The sequence below is a fragment of the Bifidobacterium bohemicum DSM 22767 genome (assembly GCF_000741525.1).
GTDB classification, from domain to species: Bacteria; Actinomycetota; Actinomycetes; order Actinomycetales; family Bifidobacteriaceae; genus Bifidobacterium; species Bifidobacterium bohemicum.
In genome coordinates this window covers 557278-578055 of the sequence record NZ_JGYP01000002.1, presented here as the reverse complement: position 1 = coordinate 578055, position 20778 = coordinate 557278, and the positions used below count along the sequence as shown (strand labels likewise).

Sequence of the window (20778 nt, the reverse complement as noted above, 5' to 3'; positions counted from 1 at the left end):
GCAAGGCGTCGGATGCTTCGTCATCGCATACCGGATTGGTTTGGAAGCCATGATGCATGTCGGAGCGTTGGAATAGGCATTTTACTCGGGAAGCAGGTTGTTATGTTATGAGTATCGATTCCTTATGAAAAGCGAATCGTTCACCTATCGTATCCAGGGCAATCCTGTCCTCGGATTGTGGATGGTCAATCAAAGCCCTGACATGGTGCCTTCTTATGGCTGCCGTTCATGACCCTGTTTCAGTCGAGCCAGAATGGAGCCGGGAGGAATCGGACGAGATGGGGTTCCAAATCGCAGGTGCCGGTAATTGGTGTCGGTGGCGAAGAAAGGAACCGGTGTCTCGGAAGATGAATCATTGAAGGCGCCATGTTTCGTATGACCGTCACAAGGCCGGGTCTTGGAGTGACGGAAGGATTGCTACCGGCCGGTCGTTGCACAAAACATGTCCATTCGAACAGCTGAAAAACGGGGTGATTCTTCCTGTCTCTGTCAGTGGTTTTGCGCAGCGTAGACTTTGCTACCTGCGACATAGGTCGCTGCGATTGCCCGGTCGTCGCCGAGGATCATCTGGACGAACAAGGCTTCTTCGAGAGAATCGGCGTAGCGCATGCGATAGTCGATAATCGGGGTGGATTTCATGTTGATGACTGTCAGATCGGCCTCCTTGCCCACTTGGATGCTGCCGATCTTGTCCTCAAGCCCAAGGGCTTCGGCTCCCCCTAGGGTGGCGAGGTAGAAACTGTGCAGTGAGGTATAAGGCAGACTGTTCATCTGTGCTGCCTTATATGCCTCGTTAAGTGTCTGCAGGATGGAGAAGCTGGTGCCGGCGCCCAAATCGGTGCCGATGCCGACTTTGACCGGCCGTGCCGGATTCTTGAGGTTGGTGACGTTGAGGCAACCTGAGCCCAGGAAGAAGTTGGAGGTGGGGCAGTGCGCCACGGCCGCGCCAGTATCGTGGAACACCCCCAGCTCGCGCTCGGTCAGATGCACGCCGTGTCCATAGATGGCACGTTTGCGCACCAGGTCGTACTTGTCGTAGACATCCGTGTAGTCCTTCGCTCCAGGAAACAGCTCCTTGACCCACTCGACCTCGTTAAGGTTCTCCGAGACGTGGGACTGGATGAGCACATCGGGATACTCATTGACCAATGTCTTCAACATTTCAAACTGCTCAGGACTGGAGGTCGGGGCAAACCGCGGCGTGACCACGTATTCGAGACGGCCGTTGCCGTGCCACTTCTCAATCAACTCCTTGGACTCGTCATAGGCCCGCTGCGGGGTATCCAGCAAGGGTTCGGGAGCGTTGCGGTCCATGCAGACCTTACCTGCCATCAGACGCATGCCGTGTTTTTGCGCCTCGGCGAAAAGGGCGTCCACCGAGCGCGGGTAAACCGTGCAGTAGACCGCCGAGGAGGTCACGCCGTTGCGTAGCTGCTCGTTGATGAAGACGCGAGCCACCTCCTGCGCGTGATCGGAATCAGAGAAATTCTGCTCGGCGACGAACGCGTAGTTGTTCAGCCAGTCGATGAGTTGCTCGCCGTACGCTCCGATGATCTCGGTCTGCGGATAATGCACATGGGTGTCGATGAAACCCGGCACGATGATGCTGTCGTCATACTTGGTTACCTTGGTGTCGCCGAGCGTCGGCAGGATGTCGCTTGGTTTGCCGATCTGCGTGATGGTGCCATCCTCCATGACGATCACCGCGTCTTCTTCGAAGTGGTAGCAGTCCTCCACGTCATTCAGGAAGGGGTCTTTGGCGAATGAAAGTGTCGCTGCCTCAATGGCTGTTTTGGTCATGTCGATCTGATCCTCTCTGAAGTCGATTCTATCAAGGGTTCCACTGTGTTGAAAAGTAATTTTGGGAGTTCGGCCTTAGGCAGGTTTTGGATGAATTCGCGTGTTACTTCGGTGGTCATTATTGAATGGTGCCTTCCCTGTAAGTTGAACGGCACTTGCCCTTCGCAACCTATCATGCCCCCCCCCCTGTGTCGATGTATTTCGAAAGGGTGATGTCGTTCCGTCTTGAAATCGCGGCAGGGCGGGAATGCCTGAATATCCCCCTGTCCTATCTCCAATGATCGGAATTGAAGGGCACTAGTTGCGTGGGGTTCGGCGTCGATGATATCGCTGCAGGTGTTTGCTTTTTTTGGCGTTCCGGATGCCATCTTCGATGTTGCGCTGGTGTTGGAGCTGGTTGACGGTCAACCCTACGGAAAGGAGGAAGGGAATGAGCAGGAGCGGTATTAGCGTCCACAGAGGCCATTCGAATTTCTCCACAAGGTCGGCGGTTTCCTTGATTGCAATGCAAAGTGCGCCCATAGCCACGAGCATCCATCCAGAAGCCTTCCGCTGAAAAGAAAGAAACTCCTCACGTTTGTGGTGGGGAATGGTCTTCAGTACGGCGATCCTCCACTGCTCGCCCTCTCGACGGTTTTTGAAATAGGCCACCGGAGGCAAGAGCCACCACCACACGCTAATGCGGGGAGGCTTGCCCAGGTTATGCAGATGTTTGCGCAAATCATCGGCCTCATTAAGGTCAATCCGTTCTTCGCTCAGCTCAATGGCCGATTGAAAGACGGGGCCGGCGAAGAGTAGCCAGGCGCCGATAAAGCTTATCCAGGAAACGAATTTCATGGTCAGTCCTTTTACATGTTATATAGTTGCATAGGCGTGAATTGGGTTTGTCTTTTCGACCCGACGATTGTACTACTGGGTTGATGACAGTCCGTAGTTACTCGGCTTATGATCATATGCTTGTCAATGTTGGAGACATTTTCCGCTCAACGTCATCGCCATTGCCCGGCTGAGTCCCGGATGAATGTCGGATGCACTTCCGTGCGAGGCTTACAGGTTACCTCGTCACGCAGAATGCCCCTATTACTCAGGTCTTGTCTAAAATGGCGAAGCGTGTCATGACTTGTGATTCATCTGGGTCGGGGTATGTAAGCCTAATTGACGTAGCCGACATGTCTGATGACGGCAGATCCACTGAGTCTTACGGAAATCTCCATCGCTGATTCTTACGTTGCCAGTTATGTTTTCGTGAAAAAATTTAAGCCCGGAATCGTTGAGATTCCGGGCTTCTTGGTAGCGGGGGCAGGATTTGAATCTGTGACCTCTGGGTTATGAGCCCACGTTTCTCTGTGTTGTTCTGATTTGGTATTGTTTAGTATACGCTGTAAAAACACTGTAATTCTCGGCGTGTTGTTTGTTTTCGATTGATGCTGATTGTAAGTTTTGTCCAAGTTTTGTCCAGAAGTATTTGTCCATATTTGTCCAATCTCTGCTAGGATAGCAAGCATCCAAAGAAAGGCAGACAATGACGAAACGTGATGCATCCGGGCAGGTTACGGAATTGGAACGCGGACATAAGTACTCAATCAGGGTCAGACTTGCGCCGGATAGCACTCACGCTTCATGGCATTGGTCGAAGTCGCGGAAGGTGATAGGCAACAAAAACGAGGCCGTAGCGGCGCTTGTAGCTTATAAACAGGAGCTGAGTGACGACGCGAGCGGCAAGAACGTAACAGTCAAGGAATACGCCGAGCAGTTCCAAGCCAATCGGAAAGCCTTAGGCAAGGTGTCGTCGTTAACGCTTGACCGCGACAGACATGAGCTGAGCCGAATCGCGAAATATCTCGGGGACAGGCGGCTGATTGATCTGGAATCCGCCGAAATCGAGAACGCCTACCTGAAAATGGCCAAAGAAGATGGAGTGTCACCGGACGGCATTCACAAAGTCCACATGAAGCTCTCCCAGATGCTCCGGAAGGCGTATCTCGAAGGGCTTATTGATAGGAACCCATGCGATGCGGTGGAGGGCATCACCCGTCCGAAGCCCAACCCGCAGAAGAAGCGCGAACGTAGAGTCACCAAGGAACAGGCCATAGAGTTCATCCAGAAGCTCAGGCACGAGGAGGCGGACGGGCGGATAGTAGCCGTATGGTTGGGAGTCGCCACAGGGCTTAGACGAGGCGAGGCGCTGGCGTTGGTGTGGGAGGATGTAGACCTTGACAGGCAGCAGCTTCACATTCGCAAACAATACGGCAAAGAGAAAATCCTCAAAGACCCCAAGACCGTAAAATCGCATCGGACGATATCCATAGACGGCCAAACCGTCGAGTTCCTGAGCCGCTGGAAGACGAAGCAGGCGGCGTACTTCAATCATGCGGGAGTAAGGCAGGCGGATTCATCGCCGGTATGCAGCAACGAGCTGTGTGACTTCCTCGACCCCGATAACTTCAGCCGATGGCGCAGGAACTTCTTCGTCAAGGAAGGACTTGCACACTACACCATGGAAAAGAAATATGTGGACAGCCGAGGTGTGGAGCGGATTAAGCACTCGGGCTATGTCGGCCCGAACTTCCACGCCCTACGTCATGCCCAAGCCACGCTGCTCGTCGCGGGCGGAATTGACCCCAAAACGGTACAGGCAAGGCTTGGGCACGAAAGCCTCAACACCACCCTGAACATCTACGCCGAGGAAGTCGGCGAGAATGACAGGAAGGCTGCTGACTTCATGGGACGTCTCTTCGAGACGACAAGTGAATAATGGAATCGCTTTCACTCCTGTGGCAGTGGATACTCGTCAACAAACGAAAACTGGCCTCGTGTTCCATCACGAAGCCAGTTTCTAAGGTAAGGTGCTGACTGTATCAGTGTCGGTGTGGGCGCTTCGGCCATTTGACTCTTATGCCGCTGTGCTCCCTAATGTAGACGTCTAGATCTGATCGCGTAATGCAGTCTCTGCGGCCAACAGCGAAGGAAGGCAAAACATCCATCATGAGTCGAGCCTTGGAACGGCCGACTCGGAACATTTTGGCTAGATCCTGGACATACAAGAACTCGCCAGTGTCTTGTGAATTGGTCTGTACTGATGCTGTGTTTTCCCCCATGGTTATTCCTTCCTCAACGTATGCCAGTAACTCCAAATGACCTCGCGGCAGAACACGACCTGTCGTGTTGCGAAGTCCAGAAGCTCCTTGTGGTTTTCTTGGCAGAGTTTCAGCAGAGTGAAGTAGCCGTCCGGTTCTTCGTTCTCGACCAGCTTTACGATGGACATCGCTTCATCTTTTGCGCCGTCGGTCAGTGCCAGCTTCCGCCAGTCTGCGCCGTTAACTTCAATAATGTCCTCGCGTGAATATTGGGCCTTCTGCGGGTCGTCCAAGTGAATCAGATAGTGGGCCATGCCCCTTGGGCTTTCGAGCCTTAGAACAACTGCTGGACCATTGAATTGGGCGAAGAACTTCTCGGCACTCGCCTTGGTGGTCGTGTTGCTCCACATGGCGATGACATGACGATGAGGCTTCTTCAACTCGCCAGTCTTCTCGTCGGCTACATCGGAGTCATGCAAGGGTGAGACGAGTATCTGCAGACCGCTCAGGCGCATACGCTCCTCCCAGTCAGCTGGACAGCTGTCGGGATATACCAGGCCTGACCAATACCTCCCTTTACCGTAATCTTTAGTGCTCATGGCAGTTTCCCTCATCCCTCATCTCACAGGGGGGCTGTCGTAGTAGCCCCCTGCACTTCGATGTCTGACTGATTCTGAGACCCACTTCGGCTCTCGCTATCGCTTCGCCTACGCGGGTCTTTGCCGTCTTGGTACCGGAGTGCGTGAATCTCCTCGTCCGCAATGTACGGAACGTGCAGGAAACGGACTGAGTTCGTTTCAGGGTCCCACAGGTAAGCGTCCCCTGGGCGGTCATAGCGAATCTGTCAAGGCCCCGCGCCTCGCCGCACCGCATCCTCGCCCAGAGCCATAACCGCCTCAGCCTTCGAGTTCAATCGCAACGCCACGGTGGTCTGCAACAAGCTTCGATATGGCAGCGAGTTACTGACCCTCGGATTCTGAGTGCTGATGACAACGGTACAATTCAATGCTCTTGAGCGAGAAAGCACTGAACGGATTAGAGACACACACGAGTCGGACTGTTTCTTCTCGACTCCTGTACGCATGATATCGCCAGCCTCGTCAATCATGAGAAGGCGGTGAATGGCCTGCTCGTCACTCAGGTTTCGCGTCTTACCTCGCCAACATTCAGCGCGTGCGTCGACCTCGGTGTTGAAGTCTTACAGCAGCTCCTCGGCCTCGCCAAGCGTGTACGCATGTCGGGTAAGAACGTGAGAGTAGTTCTCGGCTTCAAGGCCGCCCTTGAGGTCGATGAAGAAAATCTCACTGCCGTCTTCAATCGCCTGTTCAATGACGTTGGCTTCGACTGAACCTTTACCTGAATTCGACTCACCCACGATGAGCAGGTGTGATGAACGGGGAACTGAAACCTCTTTCCGAGGATGGGCGATTTCATTTCCCAGCACGTATGAATTGCAGGTCGGTTCTGCTATGTGGCGGAATGGCATTCTTATCATCGCAAAGCCTCCAACTTACCAAATGTGACGTTGTACCGAGCTGGTCTGAATGGGCGATCCGAAATCAACGTCGTGTCAACGACCTGGTATCCCTTCCCCAGCCTTGGACCGACAGTCTCTGCCCATTGGCCGATGGATTCGTCGTCTTTCGCCAAGTCCGCTGGTATCACGTAGACAATTCGAGAGGGCCGGTACAAGTGCCGAACTCTTACTTTTTGCTCCTGTTCAGCATTCAGGACAAGCGGGTGTGCAGTCAAGACGCGGTGCTTCTGGTCGTGTCGCCACCAGATGTACAGCCAGATTGCGAGTGCTGAAACGATAAGAGCTATGGCTATTGCTACGCTCTACGCTGTATGCTGCGCCAGATAGGCGACTAGGATGGACACTGTCCTCATGATATTTTCCTTCAATTCGAGTTTGGGGTTTGTTGTGTGGGACAAGATGGCGGGCGTTAGCAGCGCCCGCCACACCGTCATTCTTGAGTGGCGGCACGTATAGCAGCCATTTCCAAGGGGGGTCGGGAACAGGCGACCGACCGATACGTCACCTAGGCGTATCTCGAGGCACTCGTATTCTCTACCTGCCTTCGAAATGGCAGATATAACGTGGACAGTTAACTGTTGAGCTTCTGTGTCCATATCTTCACTTACTTTCGTTGTGTATTCCGTTCGTCGGGAGCGGTGCCGTTCACGATGTTGTCGTGATATCTCCATTGAAGCTCGTGAAGCCATTTTTATCTGGGGGGGGGGATTCCTATACCACTTTTGTTTGCGTTGATTTTTCAAGCATTTCGTCTTGATATACTTGAGTCATGAAGGAATCGGAATGGAAACATTTTTAGCTGACTACTATTTTCAGACCTACTATCGGGAGCCCATCCATCCTGTATTTGCATCTCTTGCTGCGCAGTTCCAAAGCAATGCACGAGTTATGAGCGATGACGCTTTTGCCCAATTCCTCGGCGAGTGCCGCCAATGCGCTGCTGATTTTGAGAAGATGGTCGATGACACTCGTTTTGGAACTGAACTGGATGTGGAACATGGCCAAATCATCGGCAAGAACTCCGACTTTCAGAACGATGATGTTCATGCCGCATTCGAAAAGGGCTATACGAGAAATGCCCTTGAGGTTTTGTCTGGATATGAGGCGAATGTTGCTTCTGCTTGCGGGTATTGGCTTGCCGAAAAATGTGGGGATTTACGCGGGCGAAAAGGGGTCGGTGATTTAATTGATTTGTATCTATCCGGACAGGTAGTGGCCTTGCTGAGGGGTTTACGTAAAGATTATGTAGTCAAAGCTTTCAGATATGGCTATTCGAATAAGTCGATCAGTGAAGCTACTCAGATGGAAGGCGACGGGCTTAATGAAGAAACGGTGAAAGGCTACACAGAGGATAAAACTCTTGTGAATGACTTTTGCATCGGGGGAGTATTACCCAATTGTCGATTTCGATATGACAGGTCTCGGTGAGGCCAAGATACCGTCTCTGCCTCCATGTGACGCGCCTTCTGCACAGACCGTAGACAGGATTCTGGCAAGGAGAGACGAGCTCAATCGTTGCGCTCAAAAAATCGTTGAGGATTTTCGCCTTAAAGCATTGCGAGAATGTAGAAATCAATCTCGCTCTTCATCCTGAGCGGGGTTCTTTACTTGATGTTGAACTCGATTTACTTCTCATATCGGCGACAATGGCAGTCTTGAATGATGGTGTCGAACAGAAAAGAGACGTGCTGCTTTCAAAGCGATGGACAAAAAATACCCTATCTCGTCTTGTGCCGGGAGGAAAAGCGAGAATGGGCCGAGATAGTAGGATTGAGGGTTCAACTCTTGACAAGATTACAAGAAGCGTTGAGGACATTATTGCTCAAGCACCATCGGGTATTGTCTCGCAAAGGCGTTCAAGTGGAGTGCGCCTAAATATGAGTGTTGGTGGGCAGCCGCTGCTTGTGCACGTCTATGAACAGGAACAGGCTAAGAAGAACGAACAACAATGATTCGGTCATGTCGGGATTTGGCCCCGTCTGACACTGTCAAGGAAGATGAAAGACAAGAACCGTTGTGATTCTTGTCTTTCATTGGTAGTGGAGGCAGGATTCGAACCTGTGGCCTCTGTGGTCTTAACCCACGCTGGCGGCGGCCCAGTCGCCGACGTTGGCTCGGACCCAGTGGTCGGTGTCGTTCTTGACTACGATTGTGTACTGGCCGTTTGAGGTCGCTTTGAAGTCCTTGTTGACCCCGTGGAACGAGTCTTGGTCGGAGCCGTTGCCGCTTATGACGGTGACGGTTACGTCCGGGCTGTCGTTGCTCACGTCAATGTTAACAATCGCTTCCTTTCCCCTGAGCTCGACCGTCCTGCTGAACCGTTTCTCCTGATGCGGGTAGTATATCGGGTCGAACATCGGTTGTTTGACCGCCACCGACACAGCCAAAAGGACGGGTACCGAGATGACGGCGATGACTAGGATCGCCACTTTGCGCATGGTAGTTGCATGTTTGTGCTCATGTTTCTGATTGCAATTTTCCTGGTGTCCTGGCGTATGCGGAATAGTCAAAGCTCCTCCTCTTCACGGGGCTATGTGCTTGTTGGAGATATGCACTAATCGAGTGATTGTTGCTGACTGGTTTCAGTCGCTAGCATATCGGGGAGCAGACATCGTCCGAGTAGTCGATGTGCGCGGTTATCCAACGGTCGGTATCGTTCTTGACCGCAACGATATAGTGTTCGCCCACAACCGTCCGCCAGTTCTTTTTGACGCCGCGGAAGGAACCGTAACTCAAGCCGTCGTCACTGCGAATCGTGATGGTCACGTCTGGGCTGTCGCTGCTGACGTAGAGGGATACACCCTCGATGAGCTTGGTGCTGTTCGTCACGCTGAACTGCTTCTCCTGGTGCGGGGAGTATATGGCATCGAACGTATAGTATTTGATACCTAGGAACGCGAACCAGAACACGATAAGCAGGATGGGCACTAGAATGACGGCGATGATTGTGGTCGCGACCTTGTGTCGTTTAATCGTGTTTCTTATTCTTTGCTTTTTTCTTGTCTTTGTCGTCATGATCTTTTATCCCTTTGTCAATGTCGGCCGCGTCTCCGGCGTTGTCGCCGTGGAGGTTCAGTTTCCACTTCCCTAGGTCGGAGCCGATTTGGGCGAGGCTTGCGCCGCTGTGCAGGGTGTCGGCGTCGAATCCGACGCTTCTGCCGTAATAGCCGTAGAGGTAGTTTCCCAGAAAATCCGAGGAGGGATAGCCGTTTTTCTCCTTGGGGTTACCGTCCCAACCGCGTGACCATATGGAATAGGTGTCATCTCCGTGCGTCCTGTTCTTCAGGTCGAGTGGGTGGTCGGTTTGCACCATCCCGTAGAACTGGGTGTAGCTCTTCGTATCGGAGATTTTCGCGACGTCGTCCCCGAGGCTTTGCGAGACCGTCCGGATGTTGACATGGGTGTTGTGCAGGCTCTTGGACAGCTTCTTGTCCGCGGCGATCATATCCGGGTCCTCGCTTACGAAGTGGTATTTTTTGCCCGGATTATCCTTTTCGTATTTTTCTTTCGCCTTGTTGTATTTTTTCCTGGCGGCGGCGTATTCCGTGAACCCCTTGGGGTCTAGGGAGTAGAGCCAGTCCTCGTAGACCTTCTCGATTTTGTCGGCCTTCTGCTGGGCTGAGAGGGTGGTGTCGTTCTGGATTTGGGTCACCTTGACCCGGTAGGAGACCGGCAGGGTGTTCGGGTCCAGCCCCGAGTCCAGCTTGTCGTTTTTCAGGGATTTCGCCCATTTCATGTCCGTGCCCTTGGGGAAGGCGATTGACCCGTCGATGCTGGCGCGTGAGCTGTTGATGGCGGCCACGCCGCGCATCGCGTCCTTGAACGTCTGTGAGCTGTCCTTGAACAGCGGTGCGGTGTCGTCCACGAAGGCCTGGAGCGCGGCGAGTTCCTGATCATAGTCCGCCTTGAGCTTTTGTAGCTTGTCGAGCTGCCGGTTCAGGTTGTTTAGCGAATCGGCCAGGTTCCCCGTGTTCGGCGCGCTACCCATACCATAGGGGGGATTCAATGAGCGACCGCAGTGTCTGTCGTTCGGTGCTTATCCTACCTTGCAGGGAATCGATCAAGCGGTTCGTGGCGTCACGCTGTTGGCGGACGCGCTCCCCGTCGATATGGGTGTCCACCTGCCGTATCTCCGCGTCGGCGCTGCGGTATGCGCCAAGGTCGTTCTCAATGTCCTCGACGGCCAGACTCAGCTTCTGCACCAGCGGGTCGACGTAGGAGACGAATATCTGCTTGCCCGCCTTGTAGGCCGCGCCTGAAAGCGTGCCGGAGTCAATGGTCTGCACGAGATGTTTGCTGCCCCGCGAGGCCCGTTGGAAGATCTCCTTCGCGCCCGCTAGATTGGCTTTCAGAGCTTCCATCAGGTTGTCGGAATCGTCGGCGTTGTACACTACCATGGCTGGTTCTCCCGTCCCCGGCGCAAAGCGTCGGCTTCGTCCTGCATCCGCATCGATGCCTCCGTGCAATATCTGTTCAGCCCGTCGCGGTGGGAGTCTACCGAGGCCCGCACGTTCCGCTCCACGTCCTCGATGATTTCCAACTGCTCCCGCATGCGCTTGGACGGGGTTCCCGGGCCGCTCTCGCACAACTGGCGCGCCTGACGCGCATACGACGAGAACTCCTCCGTGAACCGCTCGTCCTCAGAAGCCGACCTGTGACGCAGCTCCTCCATGTCCTCCTGCTGGCGGGCAAGCCGCTGAAGACGTTCGGCACGCTCCAAATCATCATCGTCCCACGACGTTGAAGGGCCCGAATAGTATCCCATCACTGTCCCTTCCAATCCCGTGCGGCCTCTTGGTCGCGCTCCTCGAAGACGTGTGCGAGCTGCGGGAACTTGTTGGCCTGAGTCAGCACGCACGAGACCACATTTGAGGTGTCACCCATCAACGCGTTGCATATCAACTGGCCGGCAAGCATGCTCGGCACCGTACTCGACGAGAAATCAACTGACTGGTTCGCGTACTCTGACGCATCAAGGCCCGTCAACTCGGCAATCGCCCCTTGGGCCTCAACGCCACTCGACTTTATCGCCATACGAATTACCTCCAACACGAGGATTCAGCAAACGATATACGAAACTATATCAGCGGCATACGAAATCACGGTTCCCACGCCCACCTCGGGGAGCGTCACGTCGCTACAAAAGGAAACGAATAGCAGAGTGAATAATCGGCGTCGGTATGTTCCTCATTCTGCCGCGTGTCCAGATTTTGTCCAGATTCGTTATCAACATAGTTTTGCGGCAAGAACAGCAAAAGCCAAGAACCATTGTGATTCTTGGCTTCCTATCGGTAGCGGGGGCAGGATTTGAACCTGTGACCTCTGGGTTATGAGCCCAGCGAGCTACCGAGCTGCTCCACCCCGCGTCGGCTGTTTCTAACAGCAAGCTATTACTATACGTATAATTAAACGAAAGTCAAATCGGCGGTGTGTTTTCGCTCAAAGGTGAGAGGCGTGGGTCGCATGAATCTCCCCGCGCGCCTTCATCGATTCACGGGCATGAGTCCTGAAGTGAATATACGGCGTCTCGGGGATAATGGAGTCATGCCTATCAAGATCCCCAGTGGACTGCCTGCCCGAGCCATCCTCGATTCCGAGCGGATATTCGCCATCGAGAAGCCCGACGCTGAAGACCAGCACATCCGGCCACTGAAATTCGCTATGCTGAATTTGATGCCCAAGAAAATCGAGACCGAGACCCAGCTGTTGCGCCTGATCTCCAAGACCCCTTTGCAGGTTGAGGTGGACTTCATGAAGGTTTCGACGCATGAATCGACCCATGTTTCCGCCGATCATTTGGTCAAGTTCTATGAGAATTTCGAAGCTTTCGCCGACAACTACTACGACGGTTTCATCGTTACGGGCGCGCCTGTCGAGCATCTGGACTTCGAACAGGTGGATTACTGGCATGAGCTCACCGAGATTTTCGACTGGTCACGGTCGCACGTGTTTTCGACCATGTATCTGTGTTGGGGTGCGATGGCAGCGCTCAACTATCGTTATGGGGTGCGTAAGATTAACCTGAATTCCAAGAAATTCGGTGTTTTTCCACAGTATCTTCAAGACGAGTACTGTTTTCTGACCAACGGTTTCGATGAGGTGGCCTTACAACCCCACTCTCGACATGCCGCGCTGAACGAGGACGATATCGCTGCGAATTCAACGCTTCAGGTGCTTACTTGGGGTCCGGAGTCGGGTCCGGGTCTTATTGCATCCCGCGATTTTTCAGAGGTTTTTGCTATCGGCCATTGGGAATATGGCAAATACACTCTACGTGACGAATATGAGAGGGACAGGGCCAGGGGAATGACGAACGTTCCGTTGCCGCAAAACTATTTCCCGCATGATGACCCCACGATTGAGCCGGTTTTCTCTTGGCGTGCGCACGCGAATCTTCTGTGGCGCAATTGGACCAACTGGGTGTACCAGACGACGCCTTACGATCTTCATGAGGTGCCACAGCTTAAAGCCGAGGGCAGACTTGGCACCGATCGGACGATTCGCCACACTCCAGGCGGTCCTCGTGGCGATGGGTTTGCGCCGATCATGGGGGATGGTTACGGGTTGATTCCCTCTGGCCTGAGTTGATTATCTGTATATGGAAATTGTTCGTGTGCTCATGTTGGTCGATGATTCCGACACGCCATGAGTGTGATTTTCCTTATTTGTGGGAAACGCCCTCAAACGGTGGGTAATTGGGGGCTCTAGAAGCCGGAAAAAACGGCGGAGACGAACCTTTCGAAAGAAAAAGAAGTACAATGACATCTGGTCTTTGGTCATTTGAAGATTAGCTTGGCCCTGAGCCTTGTCATGCTGGGGGTTTGGGCAGCCGGCGATGTCAGGGACAGATAATTCAACGGTTTTCCGTGTTATGATAACGTGTTGCTCCATTTCCTTTCCTGGGCATAAACTGGTAAGGTGGTAGAGCGATTTGAGGAGGTGAGATGAGTCAAGTGGGGAGTATGACTATGCTGTTGTCCGAAGCGTCTGGGCCGAGTCTGCCGACGATTAAGGACTTTCTGCCTCCGGAAATTCTGTTCCAAGGCACGCCGTTCGCCATCAACCGCATCATCTTCATACGTATCGTGGCAACGATTGTGTTGCTTACGGTGATGTGTGTCACTGCTTCGCGAGTCAAGCTCATCCCGGGGCGTTGGCAAAGCGCCGTGGAATGGGTGCTTGATTTCGTCCGCAACGGCATTGTGTATTCGGTGTTGGGTTCGGAGCGGGGCAAGCGTTATGTGCCCATGATCACCACCATTTTCATGACGGTGTTCGTTTTCAATCTGTGTGGCGTGATTCCAGGGGCTAATATGGCCGCGACGGCTACTATCGCGACTCCGTTGGTCTTCGCTTTGTGGACGTGGTGCCAATATTGGATCGCCGCAGCTCGTGAACAGGGGCTTGGACATTATCTGAAGGAAGAGATGTTCCCCAAGGGCGTTCCGTGGCCGATGTACGTCATCGTCGCTCCGATTCAGCTTTTCGAGATTGCCATTGTGCGTCCTTTTTCGCTGACTTTGCGACTGTTCGCCAACATGCTCGCTGGCCATATGTTGGTTGGCACGTGTTTGGCTATGGGGCAGTTCTACATCATTGAGATGTCCAACAAATTGATGACATTGGTGGGCGGCGTGTGGTTGATCGCCGGGCTGGTGTTCGTCTGCTTCGAGATTTTCGTGGCGGCGTTGCAGGCATATGTCTTTGCGACGTTATCCACGGTCTATATCAGCCAGAGCTATCCGCAGGCTGAATAGTGGAAAAAAGATTTCACATTGCGTGAGATCAAAACGTATAATTGAATGCTCGTTCAAACGAGAGAGATATTTGTGGCTTCGGTTGTGCCGTCGTCACCAAAGGAAGCAATTCCTACGAAAGGAAAAGAAATGGGTCTCATCACTCTAGCCGCGGTTTCCGGCAACATTGAGATTATTGGCGTCGGCTTGGCCGTTCTCGGCCCGGCCCTGGGCATGGGCATTCTCGCTGGCAAGGCGTTTGAGAGCATGGCTCGTCAGCCTGAGGTCAAGGGAACCATCCAGACCTTCCTCATGGTGGCGCTGGCTATGATCGAGCTTTTGGGTCTTCTGGGCTTCGTGGCTCTGTTCATTGTGTGATAGGCGTTGGACCCGAATATCGGAACGAGTAACCGAACAGGCAGCCAAGAAAGGAGAAGTCCATGCCACAGGCAACAGATGGGGTAAGGCTGTTTCTGCCAGAGACATATGACATTGTGTGGTCATTGGTCATTCTCGTAGTGATTGCGGTAGCCTTCTACAAGTTCATCCTCCCTAAGTTCCAGTCCGTTTTTGACGAGCGGGCCGAGAAAATTGAAGGCGGCATGGCGAAGGCTCAGAAAGCCCAAGAAGATGCTGACGCCGCTAAGCGGAAGTACGAGGATCAGCTCAACAACGCCCGCGTGGACGCTGCGAAGATCCGGGACGATGCGCGCGATGAGGCAGGCAGTATTATTGCTGACGCCCACAAGCGTGCTGATGCCGAAGCGACCCAGATTACCACGAATGCTCGGCGTTCCATCGCTTCGCAGCAGCAACAGGCGCTTGTCAGCCTCAAGGGTCAGGTTGGTACATTGGCTACGGCTTTGGCCGGCAAGATTCTAGGTGCGAAACTCGAAGACGGCGACGTGCAGTCGACAATGATTGACAGCGTGATCGACGAATTGGAGCAGAGCAAATAGGTATGACTTTGCAGTTGGGTCCCATGAATTTCGTGAAGGAAGTGAGGTGAGCGATGCGAGGAGAGGCATCCTTGAGTGCGGATCACACATCGCGTGATGCGCTTGCCCCCAGACTTAAGGCACAGGGGAAGGATACATGGCGCATCGGTGAGGATTTGTTCATCATCACCGATTTGCTTGACCATAACCGGGCTGTAGAGAGTGCACTTACCGATTTATCTCGTCCGACATCCGACAAGATTACGTTGGTGAAGGAGATGCTGGGCTCTAGCGCACATCCTTTTACCATTGAGATTCTTTCGGATTTGGTGGGTCGCAAGTGGAGTCATGTGTGCGATATCGCGAACGCGGTTGAGGACTTCGGCGTCGACGCAATGATGTACTACGCAGATATGGCCGGTGACACTTATGAAGTGTCGACGGAGCTTGCACAATTACATTCTGCGTTAGTGATGTTGCCGGTGCTTCGTTCGAAGCTTACTGATGAGACGGCATCCTCACAGGCCCGCATCGACTTGTTGCACGAGGTTTTGCATAATTCGAGGCTCAATCCGGTGACTATGAGGCTGGCCGAACATCTGACGTGGAACCCGCGTCATCGTAGGTATTTGTCGGCGTTGCAGTGGCTGATTGCGAAATTCTCTCACCATATGGGTCAGTCTATGGTGACCGTCATTACCGCGGTTGCTTTGGGAAGCAATCAAATTGACCGTTTGACCAAGTTCTACAGCGCCAAACTGGGACGTCCTGCCTACATCAATTCTTTGGTCGATCCCGAAGTGATAGGTGGCATGCGTGTTCAGGTTGGGGACGAGGTGACCGACAACACCGTGGTCGCACAGCTTTCTGAACTTAATCGACGGCTGGAGTCCGCCATGTAGCACAAGGTATGATCGCAGTTTCCTTGCGAATCTGCGTTGAAGGACTTACCAGTAACAAACAAGAAGTATAAGGAGTGATCATGGCAGAACTTACCATTGATCCTGCTGATGTGCGCGAGGCTCTCGACCATTTCGTCGAGTCCTATAAGCCCAGCGACACGCCCACCCAGGAGGTCGGGTATGTCGAGACGGCGGGAGATGGCATCGCGCATGTGACAGGACTGCCTGGTTGCATGGCCAACGAGTTGCTGACGTTTGAAGACGGTACGCTCGGTCTGGCTTTCAACCTTGATCCCCGTGAGATCGGCGTCGTGATTCTCGGCGACTTCGGGGGCATCGAGGAAGGCCAAGAGGTTCGGCGTACCGGTGAGGTGCTTTCAGTGCCGGTTGGCGATGGATTCCTCGGCCGTACGGTCGATCCCTTGGGTCATCCCATCGACGGTCTGGGTGAAATCCAGAGCGAAGGACGCAGAATCCTGGAGGCACAGGCCCCTGACGTGATGCACCGTCATCCGGTCAACGAGCCTATGTCCACCGGTCTCAAGGCGATCGATGCGATGACGCCTATTGGTCGCGGCCAGCGCCAGTTGATTATCGGTGATCGTCAGACAGGCAAGACGGCCATCGCCATCGACACCATCATCAACCAGAAGAGCAACTGGGAAAGCGGTGACCCCAACAAGCAGGTGCGCTGCATTTACGTGGCCATCGGTCAGAAGGGTTCGACCATCGCATCCGTGCGTGAGAGCCTTGAATCAGCCGGCGCCATGGAATACACCACCATCGTGGCTTCCCCCGCATCAGACTCCGCAGGTTTCAAGTACATCGCTCCCTACACGGGTTCGGCCATCGGCCAGCACTGGATGTACAACGGGAAACACGTTCTGATCGTTTTCGATGACCTGAGCAAACAGGCCGAAGCGTATCGTTCGATTTCCTTGCTGCTTCGTCGCCCGCCGGGGCGTGAAGCGTACCCCGGGGACGTGTTCTATCTGCACTCCCGTTTGCTCGAACGCTGCGCCAAGCTTTCAGATGACCTTGGTGGCGGCTCGATGACCGGTCTGCCGATTGTGGAGACGAAGGCGAATGATGTTTCTGCTTACATTCCCACGAATGTCATTTCGATCACCGACGGTCAGATCTTCCTGCAGTCCGATTTGTTCAACGCCAACCAGCGTCCTGCCGTGGATGTCGGCATCTCCGTGTCACGAGTTGGTGGCGCGGCACAGACCAAGGCGTTGAAGAAGGTTTCCGGCACCCTGAAGATCTCACTGGCACAGTACCGTTCGTTGCAGTCCTTCGCGATGTTCGCCTCCGATTTGGACGCGGCTTCAAAGGCTCAGCTTACACGCGGCGCTCATTTGACCGAGTTGCTCAAGCAACCGCAGTTCTCGCCCTACTCGATGGAACAGGAAGTCGTTTCCGTCTGGACCGGTACACACGGGAAGCTTGATGATCTCGACCTTAGCGATGTCCTGCCGTTTGAAAAGGGGCTGCTCGACTACCTCGCCCACAGCACCGATATCCTCAAGACCATCCGCGAAACCGGTGATTTCACCAAAGAAACCGAACAGGCTCTTGACAAGGCCGTTGACGAATATCGCAGCAACTTTGTGACCGGCGCCGGCAAACCCCTGATCGTCACCAAGCCAGAGGTGAAACCGCTGACGAAGATTGATCAGGAGCAGATCGTCGCGAAAGGCAAGTGACCCATGGCTTCACAACTTGCATTGAAGAACCGAATCGCCTCTACGACTTCGCTCGGCAAGATTTTCAACGCCCAGGAGATGATTGCATCATCGCACATCGCCAAGGCGAGGACTGTCGCGCTCAGCGCCAAGCCGTATAGCGATGCGATTTTCGATGCCGTTGAGGCGCTGGCGGTTCATTCCGACATCGACCACCCCATCGTCAAGTCAACGGAAGCCAACCCGAAAGTCGCGGTTCTCGCTTTAACGGCGGACCGCGGCATGGCCGGTGGTTACACTTCGTCCATTATTCGTGAGACGGAATCCCTGTTGGCTCGTCTTGATGAGGACGGCAAAGAGCCGGAGTTATATGTGTACGGCCGTCGAGGTGTTTCATACTATAAGTACCGGAACCGTGACATTGCCGCGACTTGGGAGGGCAACACCGACAAGCCGGATGTGGCCATCGCCAAGGAGATTTCCGACACGGTCTTGGCCGATTACATGAAATCCGCGGCCGATGGGGGGGTTTCCGAACTGTACATCGTGTTCACGGAATTCATCAACATGGTAGTGCAGAAGGTTCGCGTCCTGCGCATGCTTCCAGTGGAAATCGTGCGTGGTAACAGCGGGGAGGAACAATCCGGGAATTCCGGTCAGGATCTTGAGCCCGGAGTTCAGTCTCCGGCTCGGACAACGGCTCCGTTGTACGAGTTTGAACCCAGCGAGCGCAAGGTTCTTGACGCAATCTTGCCGAAGTATGTTCAGGCTCGTATCCACGAATGCCTATTGACGGCCGCGGCTTCAGAAACCGCAAGCCGACAGAACGCAATGCATACGGCGACTGACAACGCCAACAACCTGATTGATGATCTGACCCGGCAGCTTAACGCTTCGCGACAGGCTTCGATTACGCAGGAACTTACTGAGATTATCAGCAGCGCTGACGCGCTGAACCGAGAGGAAGAGTAGGAACGCATATGGTAGACAGTCAGTCCACGGCTCAGTCCACAGCGACTTCCGAAAAGCCAACGAGCGAGAATCTGGGCGCGGGTCGTATCACCCGTGTGCAGGGCTCGGTGGTCGACGTCGAATTTCCGGCAGGTCATCTGCCTGATATTTACAATGCACTGAAGGTCCGCATCGGATCCGAAGGTGGCACCGAGGGCGACACCGTACAGGACGTCACGCTCGAGGTTGAGGAGCACTTGGGTGATTCCACGGTGCGTGCCGTCGCTTTGAAGCCGACAGACGGCATGGTTCGTGGCGCCACGGTGACGGATACCGGTGGTCCGATCAAGGTGCCGGTTGGGGACGTGACCAAAGGTCATGTCTTCGACGTAACCGGCAATATTCTCAACGCCGAACCCGATGAGCATGTCGAGGTCAAGGAGCGCTGGTCCATCCATCGCAACCCGCCGGCCTTCGATCAACTTGAGAGCAGCACCAAGATGTTCGAAACGGGCATCAAGGTCATCGATTTGCTCACCCCTTACGTCGAGGGCGGCAAGATCGGCCTGTTTGGCGGCGCGGGTGTAGGTAAGACGGTGCTTATCCAGGAGATGATCCAGCGTGTGGCGCAGAACCACGGCGGCGTGTCCGTCTTCGCGGGCGTCGGAGAGCGTACCCGTGAGGGTAACGACCTGATCGGCGAGATGGGTGAGTCTGGGGTTCTTGAGAAAACCGCATTGGTCTTCGGCCAGATGGATGAGCCTCCAGGGACCCGTCTTCGTGTGCCGCTGACGGCTTTGACGATGGCAGAGTACTTCCGTGACGTCGAGAATCAGGATGTGTTGCTCTTCATTGACAACATCTTCCGTTTCACTCAGGCCGGTTCCGAGGTTTCGACCCTGCTTGGCCGTATGCCTTCCGCCGTGGGGTATCAGCCGAACCTTGCCGACGAGATGGGTTCGCTGCAGGAGCGTATTACGTCAACCCGTGGCCATTCCATCACTTCGTTGCAGGCCATTTATGTGCCTGCGGATGATTACACCGATCCGGCTCCGGCTACGACCTTCGCCCATCTGGACGCGACCACTGAGCTTTCGCGTGACATTGCTTCGAAGGGTATTTACCCTGCGGTCGATCCGCTGTCCTCGACTTCCCGCATTCTCGATCCGCGCTATGTGGGTCAGGAGCACTACGACACCGCCAACCGCGTCAAGGCGATTTTGCAGCGCAACAAGGAGCTTCAGGACATCATCGCCCTCATTGGCATCGATGAGTTGGGCGAGGAGGACAAGACCACCGTCAACCGTGCGCGTAAGATCGAGCAGTTCCTTGGTCAGAACTTCTACGTCGCCAAGCAGTTCACCGGCCTTGAAGGTTCGTACGTTCCTGCCGATGAGACGGTCGAGGCGTTCAAGCGCATCTGTGACGGCAAGTACGACAATGTGCCTGAGCAGGCGTTCAACGGCATTGGCGGCATCGAGGATCTCGAGCGCAAGTGGCATGACATGCAGAAGGAATATGGTGCGTGATGGCCGATAACGTTGAGTTTTCGCAAAAGGCGCAGCCCGCTTCGGCTCAGGCCGGCAGCGCGTCGTCGGACGGACTGCTCGACGTGAATGTGGTGGCTGCGGATCGTCCGTTGTGGCACGGGAAGGCTCGTTCCGCAACAATACCCGCCACCAGCGGTGGTATGGGTATCTTGCCTCAGCATGAACCGATTCTGACGGTGCTCGAAAAAGGCAGGGTCACCATCGTCGAGCTTGATGGAACACGACGTTCGTTCATGGTGGATGACGGCTTCGCATCCTTCGACTCAAATCGCTTGACGGTGGCGGTCGAGAGAGGCGAGGAACTCAACGCCAGCCAGAACGCGTCGGAGTAGAGTCCGTTCGCATTAATGGTCGCGGTGGCATCTGATTTTAACAATCAGGTGCCACCGCGAATTTGTTTTATGGGGGCAAAATTAGTTGTCGAAATCCGAAAAGATGCCAAACAGGGCGGATCGAATGAAAGGTTTCGTGATTCAAGAGGTTTGCCTTGCGGATATAGCGCATGTGTCCGCTTACACGGCGTCTTGAAATCGGGAACGGGAAGCGGCGCGGTACATTCTTCAGACCGAGGTCAGCCTGACCGAGGTCCAATCAAGGGT

At 54.2% G+C, this 20778-nt stretch carries 23 protein-coding genes and 1 tRNA gene; 12 read left to right on the top strand and 12 right to left on the bottom strand.

Annotated features, from left to right (window positions below; all coding sequences use genetic code 11):
* Positions 1-489: 489 nt before the first annotated feature.
* Positions 490-1800 (bottom strand): guanine deaminase, encoded by a 1311-nt coding sequence (guaD, locus tag BBOH_RS04660; RefSeq protein ID WP_033521843.1) that lies wholly within the window; start codon positions 1798-1800, stop codon positions 490-492.
* A gap of 297 nt (positions 1801-2097) precedes the next feature.
* Positions 2098-2637, bottom strand: coding sequence for a hypothetical protein (locus BBOH_RS04655; RefSeq protein WP_052118214.1), 540 nt, complete (start codon positions 2635-2637; stop codon positions 2098-2100).
* Between the two features lie 685 nt (positions 2638-3322).
* Here BBOH_RS04655 and BBOH_RS04650 point away from each other — a divergent pair.
* Positions 3323-4555 (top strand): tyrosine-type recombinase/integrase, encoded by a 1233-nt coding sequence (locus tag BBOH_RS04650; RefSeq protein WP_033521845.1) that lies wholly within the window; start codon positions 3323-3325, stop codon positions 4553-4555.
* 345 nt (positions 4556-4900) lie between these two features.
* On the opposite strand, the gene BBOH_RS08540 is transcribed toward BBOH_RS04650, so the two are convergent.
* From BBOH_RS08540 to BBOH_RS09230, 3 genes are all read right to left on the bottom strand, one after another.
* Positions 4901-5476, bottom strand: coding sequence for a Rep family protein (locus tag BBOH_RS08540; protein ID WP_074428559.1), 576 nt, complete (start codon positions 5474-5476; stop codon positions 4901-4903).
* Positions 5477-5721: 245 nt separating this feature from the next.
* Complete coding sequence (locus BBOH_RS09235) at positions 5722-5883, bottom strand: hypothetical protein (RefSeq protein WP_237743133.1); 162 nt, start codon at positions 5881-5883, stop codon at positions 5722-5724.
* A gap of 192 nt (positions 5884-6075) precedes the next feature.
* Positions 6076-6372 (bottom strand): hypothetical protein, encoded by a 297-nt coding sequence (locus tag BBOH_RS09230; RefSeq protein WP_237743132.1) that lies wholly within the window; start codon positions 6370-6372, stop codon positions 6076-6078.
* Between the two features lie 825 nt (positions 6373-7197).
* On the opposite strand from BBOH_RS09230, the gene BBOH_RS04625 reads away from it, so the two are divergent.
* Both BBOH_RS04625 and BBOH_RS04620 read left to right on the top strand, forming a co-directional pair.
* Positions 7198-7842: a hypothetical protein gene (locus BBOH_RS04625; RefSeq protein WP_033521851.1), complete on the top strand. Its 645-nt coding sequence runs from the start codon at positions 7198-7200 to the stop codon at positions 7840-7842.
* 104 nt (positions 7843-7946) lie between these two features.
* Positions 7947-8366: a hypothetical protein gene (locus BBOH_RS04620; RefSeq protein ID WP_033521854.1), complete on the top strand. Its 420-nt coding sequence runs from the start codon at positions 7947-7949 to the stop codon at positions 8364-8366.
* 123 nt (positions 8367-8489) lie between these two features.
* Here the strand turns inward: BBOH_RS04620 and BBOH_RS04615 are convergent, their stop codons facing one another.
* From BBOH_RS04615 to BBOH_RS04585, 7 genes are all read right to left on the bottom strand, one after another.
* On the bottom strand, positions 8490-8852 hold the full coding sequence (locus tag BBOH_RS04615; protein ID WP_033521856.1) for a hypothetical protein: 363 nt from the start codon (positions 8850-8852) through the stop codon (positions 8490-8492).
* A gap of 151 nt (positions 8853-9003) precedes the next feature.
* Complete coding sequence (locus tag BBOH_RS04610; protein ID WP_143242449.1) at positions 9004-9429, bottom strand: hypothetical protein; 426 nt, start codon at positions 9427-9429, stop codon at positions 9004-9006.
* Entirely contained in the window at positions 9383-10402 is a 1020-nt protein-coding gene (locus BBOH_RS04605; RefSeq protein WP_033521859.1) for a polymorphic toxin type 44 domain-containing protein, read from the bottom strand. The genes BBOH_RS04610 and BBOH_RS04605 overlap by 47 nt, the downstream gene beginning before the upstream one ends.
* Complete coding sequence (locus BBOH_RS04600; RefSeq protein WP_033521861.1) at positions 10395-10811, bottom strand: hypothetical protein; 417 nt, start codon at positions 10809-10811, stop codon at positions 10395-10397. The genes BBOH_RS04605 and BBOH_RS04600 overlap by 8 nt, the downstream gene beginning before the upstream one ends.
* Entirely contained in the window at positions 10805-11179 is a 375-nt protein-coding gene (locus tag BBOH_RS04595) for a hypothetical protein (protein ID WP_033521863.1), read from the bottom strand. The genes BBOH_RS04600 and BBOH_RS04595 overlap by 7 nt, the downstream gene beginning before the upstream one ends.
* The gene (locus BBOH_RS04590; protein ID WP_033521865.1) at positions 11179-11448 is read right to left on the bottom strand and encodes a hypothetical protein; all 270 of its coding nucleotides are present in this window, start codon (positions 11446-11448) and stop codon (positions 11179-11181) included. Before BBOH_RS04590 ends, BBOH_RS04595 begins: the two co-directional genes overlap by 1 nt.
* Positions 11449-11706: 258 nt before the next feature.
* Positions 11707-11780: transfer RNA gene (locus BBOH_RS04585), tRNA-Met, on the bottom strand.
* A gap of 178 nt (positions 11781-11958) precedes the next feature.
* Here BBOH_RS04585 and BBOH_RS04580 point away from each other — a divergent pair.
* The 9 genes from BBOH_RS04580 to BBOH_RS04535 all read left to right on the top strand — a co-directional run bounded on the left by BBOH_RS04580 (position 11959) and on the right by BBOH_RS04535 (position 20511).
* Entirely contained in the window at positions 11959-13002 is a 1044-nt protein-coding gene (locus BBOH_RS04580) for a homoserine O-succinyltransferase (protein ID WP_033521867.1), read from the top strand.
* Positions 13003-13358: 356 nt separating this feature from the next.
* The gene (gene atpB / locus BBOH_RS04570; protein WP_044098133.1) at positions 13359-14171 is read left to right on the top strand and encodes a F0F1 ATP synthase subunit A; all 813 of its coding nucleotides are present in this window, start codon (positions 13359-13361) and stop codon (positions 14169-14171) included.
* 129 nt (positions 14172-14300) lie between these two features.
* Complete coding sequence (atpE, locus tag BBOH_RS04565; protein WP_033521873.1) at positions 14301-14528, top strand: ATP synthase F0 subunit C; 228 nt, start codon at positions 14301-14303, stop codon at positions 14526-14528.
* A 62-nt stretch (positions 14529-14590) separates the two neighbouring features.
* Positions 14591-15109 (top strand): F0F1 ATP synthase subunit B, encoded by a 519-nt coding sequence (locus BBOH_RS04560; protein ID WP_033521875.1) that lies wholly within the window; start codon positions 14591-14593, stop codon positions 15107-15109.
* Between the two features lie 53 nt (positions 15110-15162).
* On the top strand, positions 15163-15990 hold the full coding sequence (locus BBOH_RS04555) for a F0F1 ATP synthase subunit delta (RefSeq protein ID WP_033521878.1): 828 nt from the start codon (positions 15163-15165) through the stop codon (positions 15988-15990).
* An 80-nt stretch (positions 15991-16070) separates the two neighbouring features.
* Positions 16071-17699: a F0F1 ATP synthase subunit alpha gene (atpA, locus tag BBOH_RS04550; protein ID WP_033521880.1), complete on the top strand. Its 1629-nt coding sequence runs from the start codon at positions 16071-16073 to the stop codon at positions 17697-17699.
* A gap of 3 nt (positions 17700-17702) precedes the next feature.
* Positions 17703-18650 (top strand): F0F1 ATP synthase subunit gamma, encoded by a 948-nt coding sequence (locus BBOH_RS04545; protein ID WP_033521882.1) that lies wholly within the window; start codon positions 17703-17705, stop codon positions 18648-18650.
* Between the two features lie 8 nt (positions 18651-18658).
* Positions 18659-20158, top strand: coding sequence for a F0F1 ATP synthase subunit beta (atpD, locus tag BBOH_RS04540; RefSeq protein ID WP_033521884.1), 1500 nt, complete (start codon positions 18659-18661; stop codon positions 20156-20158).
* Entirely contained in the window at positions 20158-20511 is a 354-nt protein-coding gene (locus tag BBOH_RS04535; protein WP_081930334.1) for a F0F1 ATP synthase subunit epsilon, read from the top strand. The genes atpD and BBOH_RS04535 overlap by 1 nt, the downstream gene beginning before the upstream one ends.
* Positions 20512-20778 lie beyond the last annotated feature (267 nt).

Bases quoted from the DNA above. Each gene is read 5' to 3' on its own strand.
- BBOH_RS04560 (WP_033521875.1), top strand. From the start codon at position 14,591: ATGCCACAGGCAACAGATGGGGTAAGGCTGTTTCTGCCAGAGACATAT.
- BBOH_RS04600 (WP_033521861.1), bottom strand. From the start codon at position 10,811: ATGGTAGTGTACAACGCCGACGATTCCGACAACCTGATGGAAGCTCTG.
- BBOH_RS04610 (WP_143242449.1), bottom strand. From the start codon at position 9,429: ATGACGACAAAGACAAGAAAAAAGCAAAGAATAAGAAACACGATTAAA.
- BBOH_RS04595 (WP_033521863.1), bottom strand. From the start codon at position 11,179: ATGGGATACTATTCGGGCCCTTCAACGTCGTGGGACGATGATGATTTG.
- atpA (WP_033521880.1), top strand. From the start codon at position 16,071: ATGGCAGAACTTACCATTGATCCTGCTGATGTGCGCGAGGCTCTCGAC.
- BBOH_RS04655 (WP_052118214.1), bottom strand. From the start codon at position 2,637: ATGAAATTCGTTTCCTGGATAAGCTTTATCGGCGCCTGGCTACTCTTC.
- atpB (WP_044098133.1), top strand. From the start codon at position 13,359: ATGAGTCAAGTGGGGAGTATGACTATGCTGTTGTCCGAAGCGTCTGGG.
- BBOH_RS04625 (WP_033521851.1), top strand. From the start codon at position 7,198: ATGGAAACATTTTTAGCTGACTACTATTTTCAGACCTACTATCGGGAG.
- atpE (WP_033521873.1), top strand. From the start codon at position 14,301: ATGGGTCTCATCACTCTAGCCGCGGTTTCCGGCAACATTGAGATTATT.
- BBOH_RS04555 (WP_033521878.1), top strand. From the start codon at position 15,163: ATGCGAGGAGAGGCATCCTTGAGTGCGGATCACACATCGCGTGATGCG.
- BBOH_RS04650 (WP_033521845.1), top strand. From the start codon at position 3,323: ATGACGAAACGTGATGCATCCGGGCAGGTTACGGAATTGGAACGCGGA.
- BBOH_RS04545 (WP_033521882.1), top strand. From the start codon at position 17,703: ATGGCTTCACAACTTGCATTGAAGAACCGAATCGCCTCTACGACTTCG.
- BBOH_RS04590 (WP_033521865.1), bottom strand. From the start codon at position 11,448: ATGGCGATAAAGTCGAGTGGCGTTGAGGCCCAAGGGGCGATTGCCGAG.
- guaD (WP_033521843.1), bottom strand. From the start codon at position 1,800: ATGACCAAAACAGCCATTGAGGCAGCGACACTTTCATTCGCCAAAGAC.
- BBOH_RS04615 (WP_033521856.1), bottom strand. From the start codon at position 8,852: ATGCGCAAAGTGGCGATCCTAGTCATCGCCGTCATCTCGGTACCCGTC.
- BBOH_RS09230 (WP_237743132.1), bottom strand. From the start codon at position 6,372: ATGATAAGAATGCCATTCCGCCACATAGCAGAACCGACCTGCAATTCA.
- BBOH_RS04605 (WP_033521859.1), bottom strand. From the start codon at position 10,402: ATGGGTAGCGCGCCGAACACGGGGAACCTGGCCGATTCGCTAAACAAC.
- BBOH_RS08540 (WP_074428559.1), bottom strand. From the start codon at position 5,476: ATGAGCACTAAAGATTACGGTAAAGGGAGGTATTGGTCAGGCCTGGTA.
- BBOH_RS04535 (WP_081930334.1), top strand. From the start codon at position 20,158: ATGGCCGATAACGTTGAGTTTTCGCAAAAGGCGCAGCCCGCTTCGGCT.
- BBOH_RS04580 (WP_033521867.1), top strand. From the start codon at position 11,959: ATGCCTATCAAGATCCCCAGTGGACTGCCTGCCCGAGCCATCCTCGAT.
- atpD (WP_033521884.1), top strand. From the start codon at position 18,659: ATGGTAGACAGTCAGTCCACGGCTCAGTCCACAGCGACTTCCGAAAAG.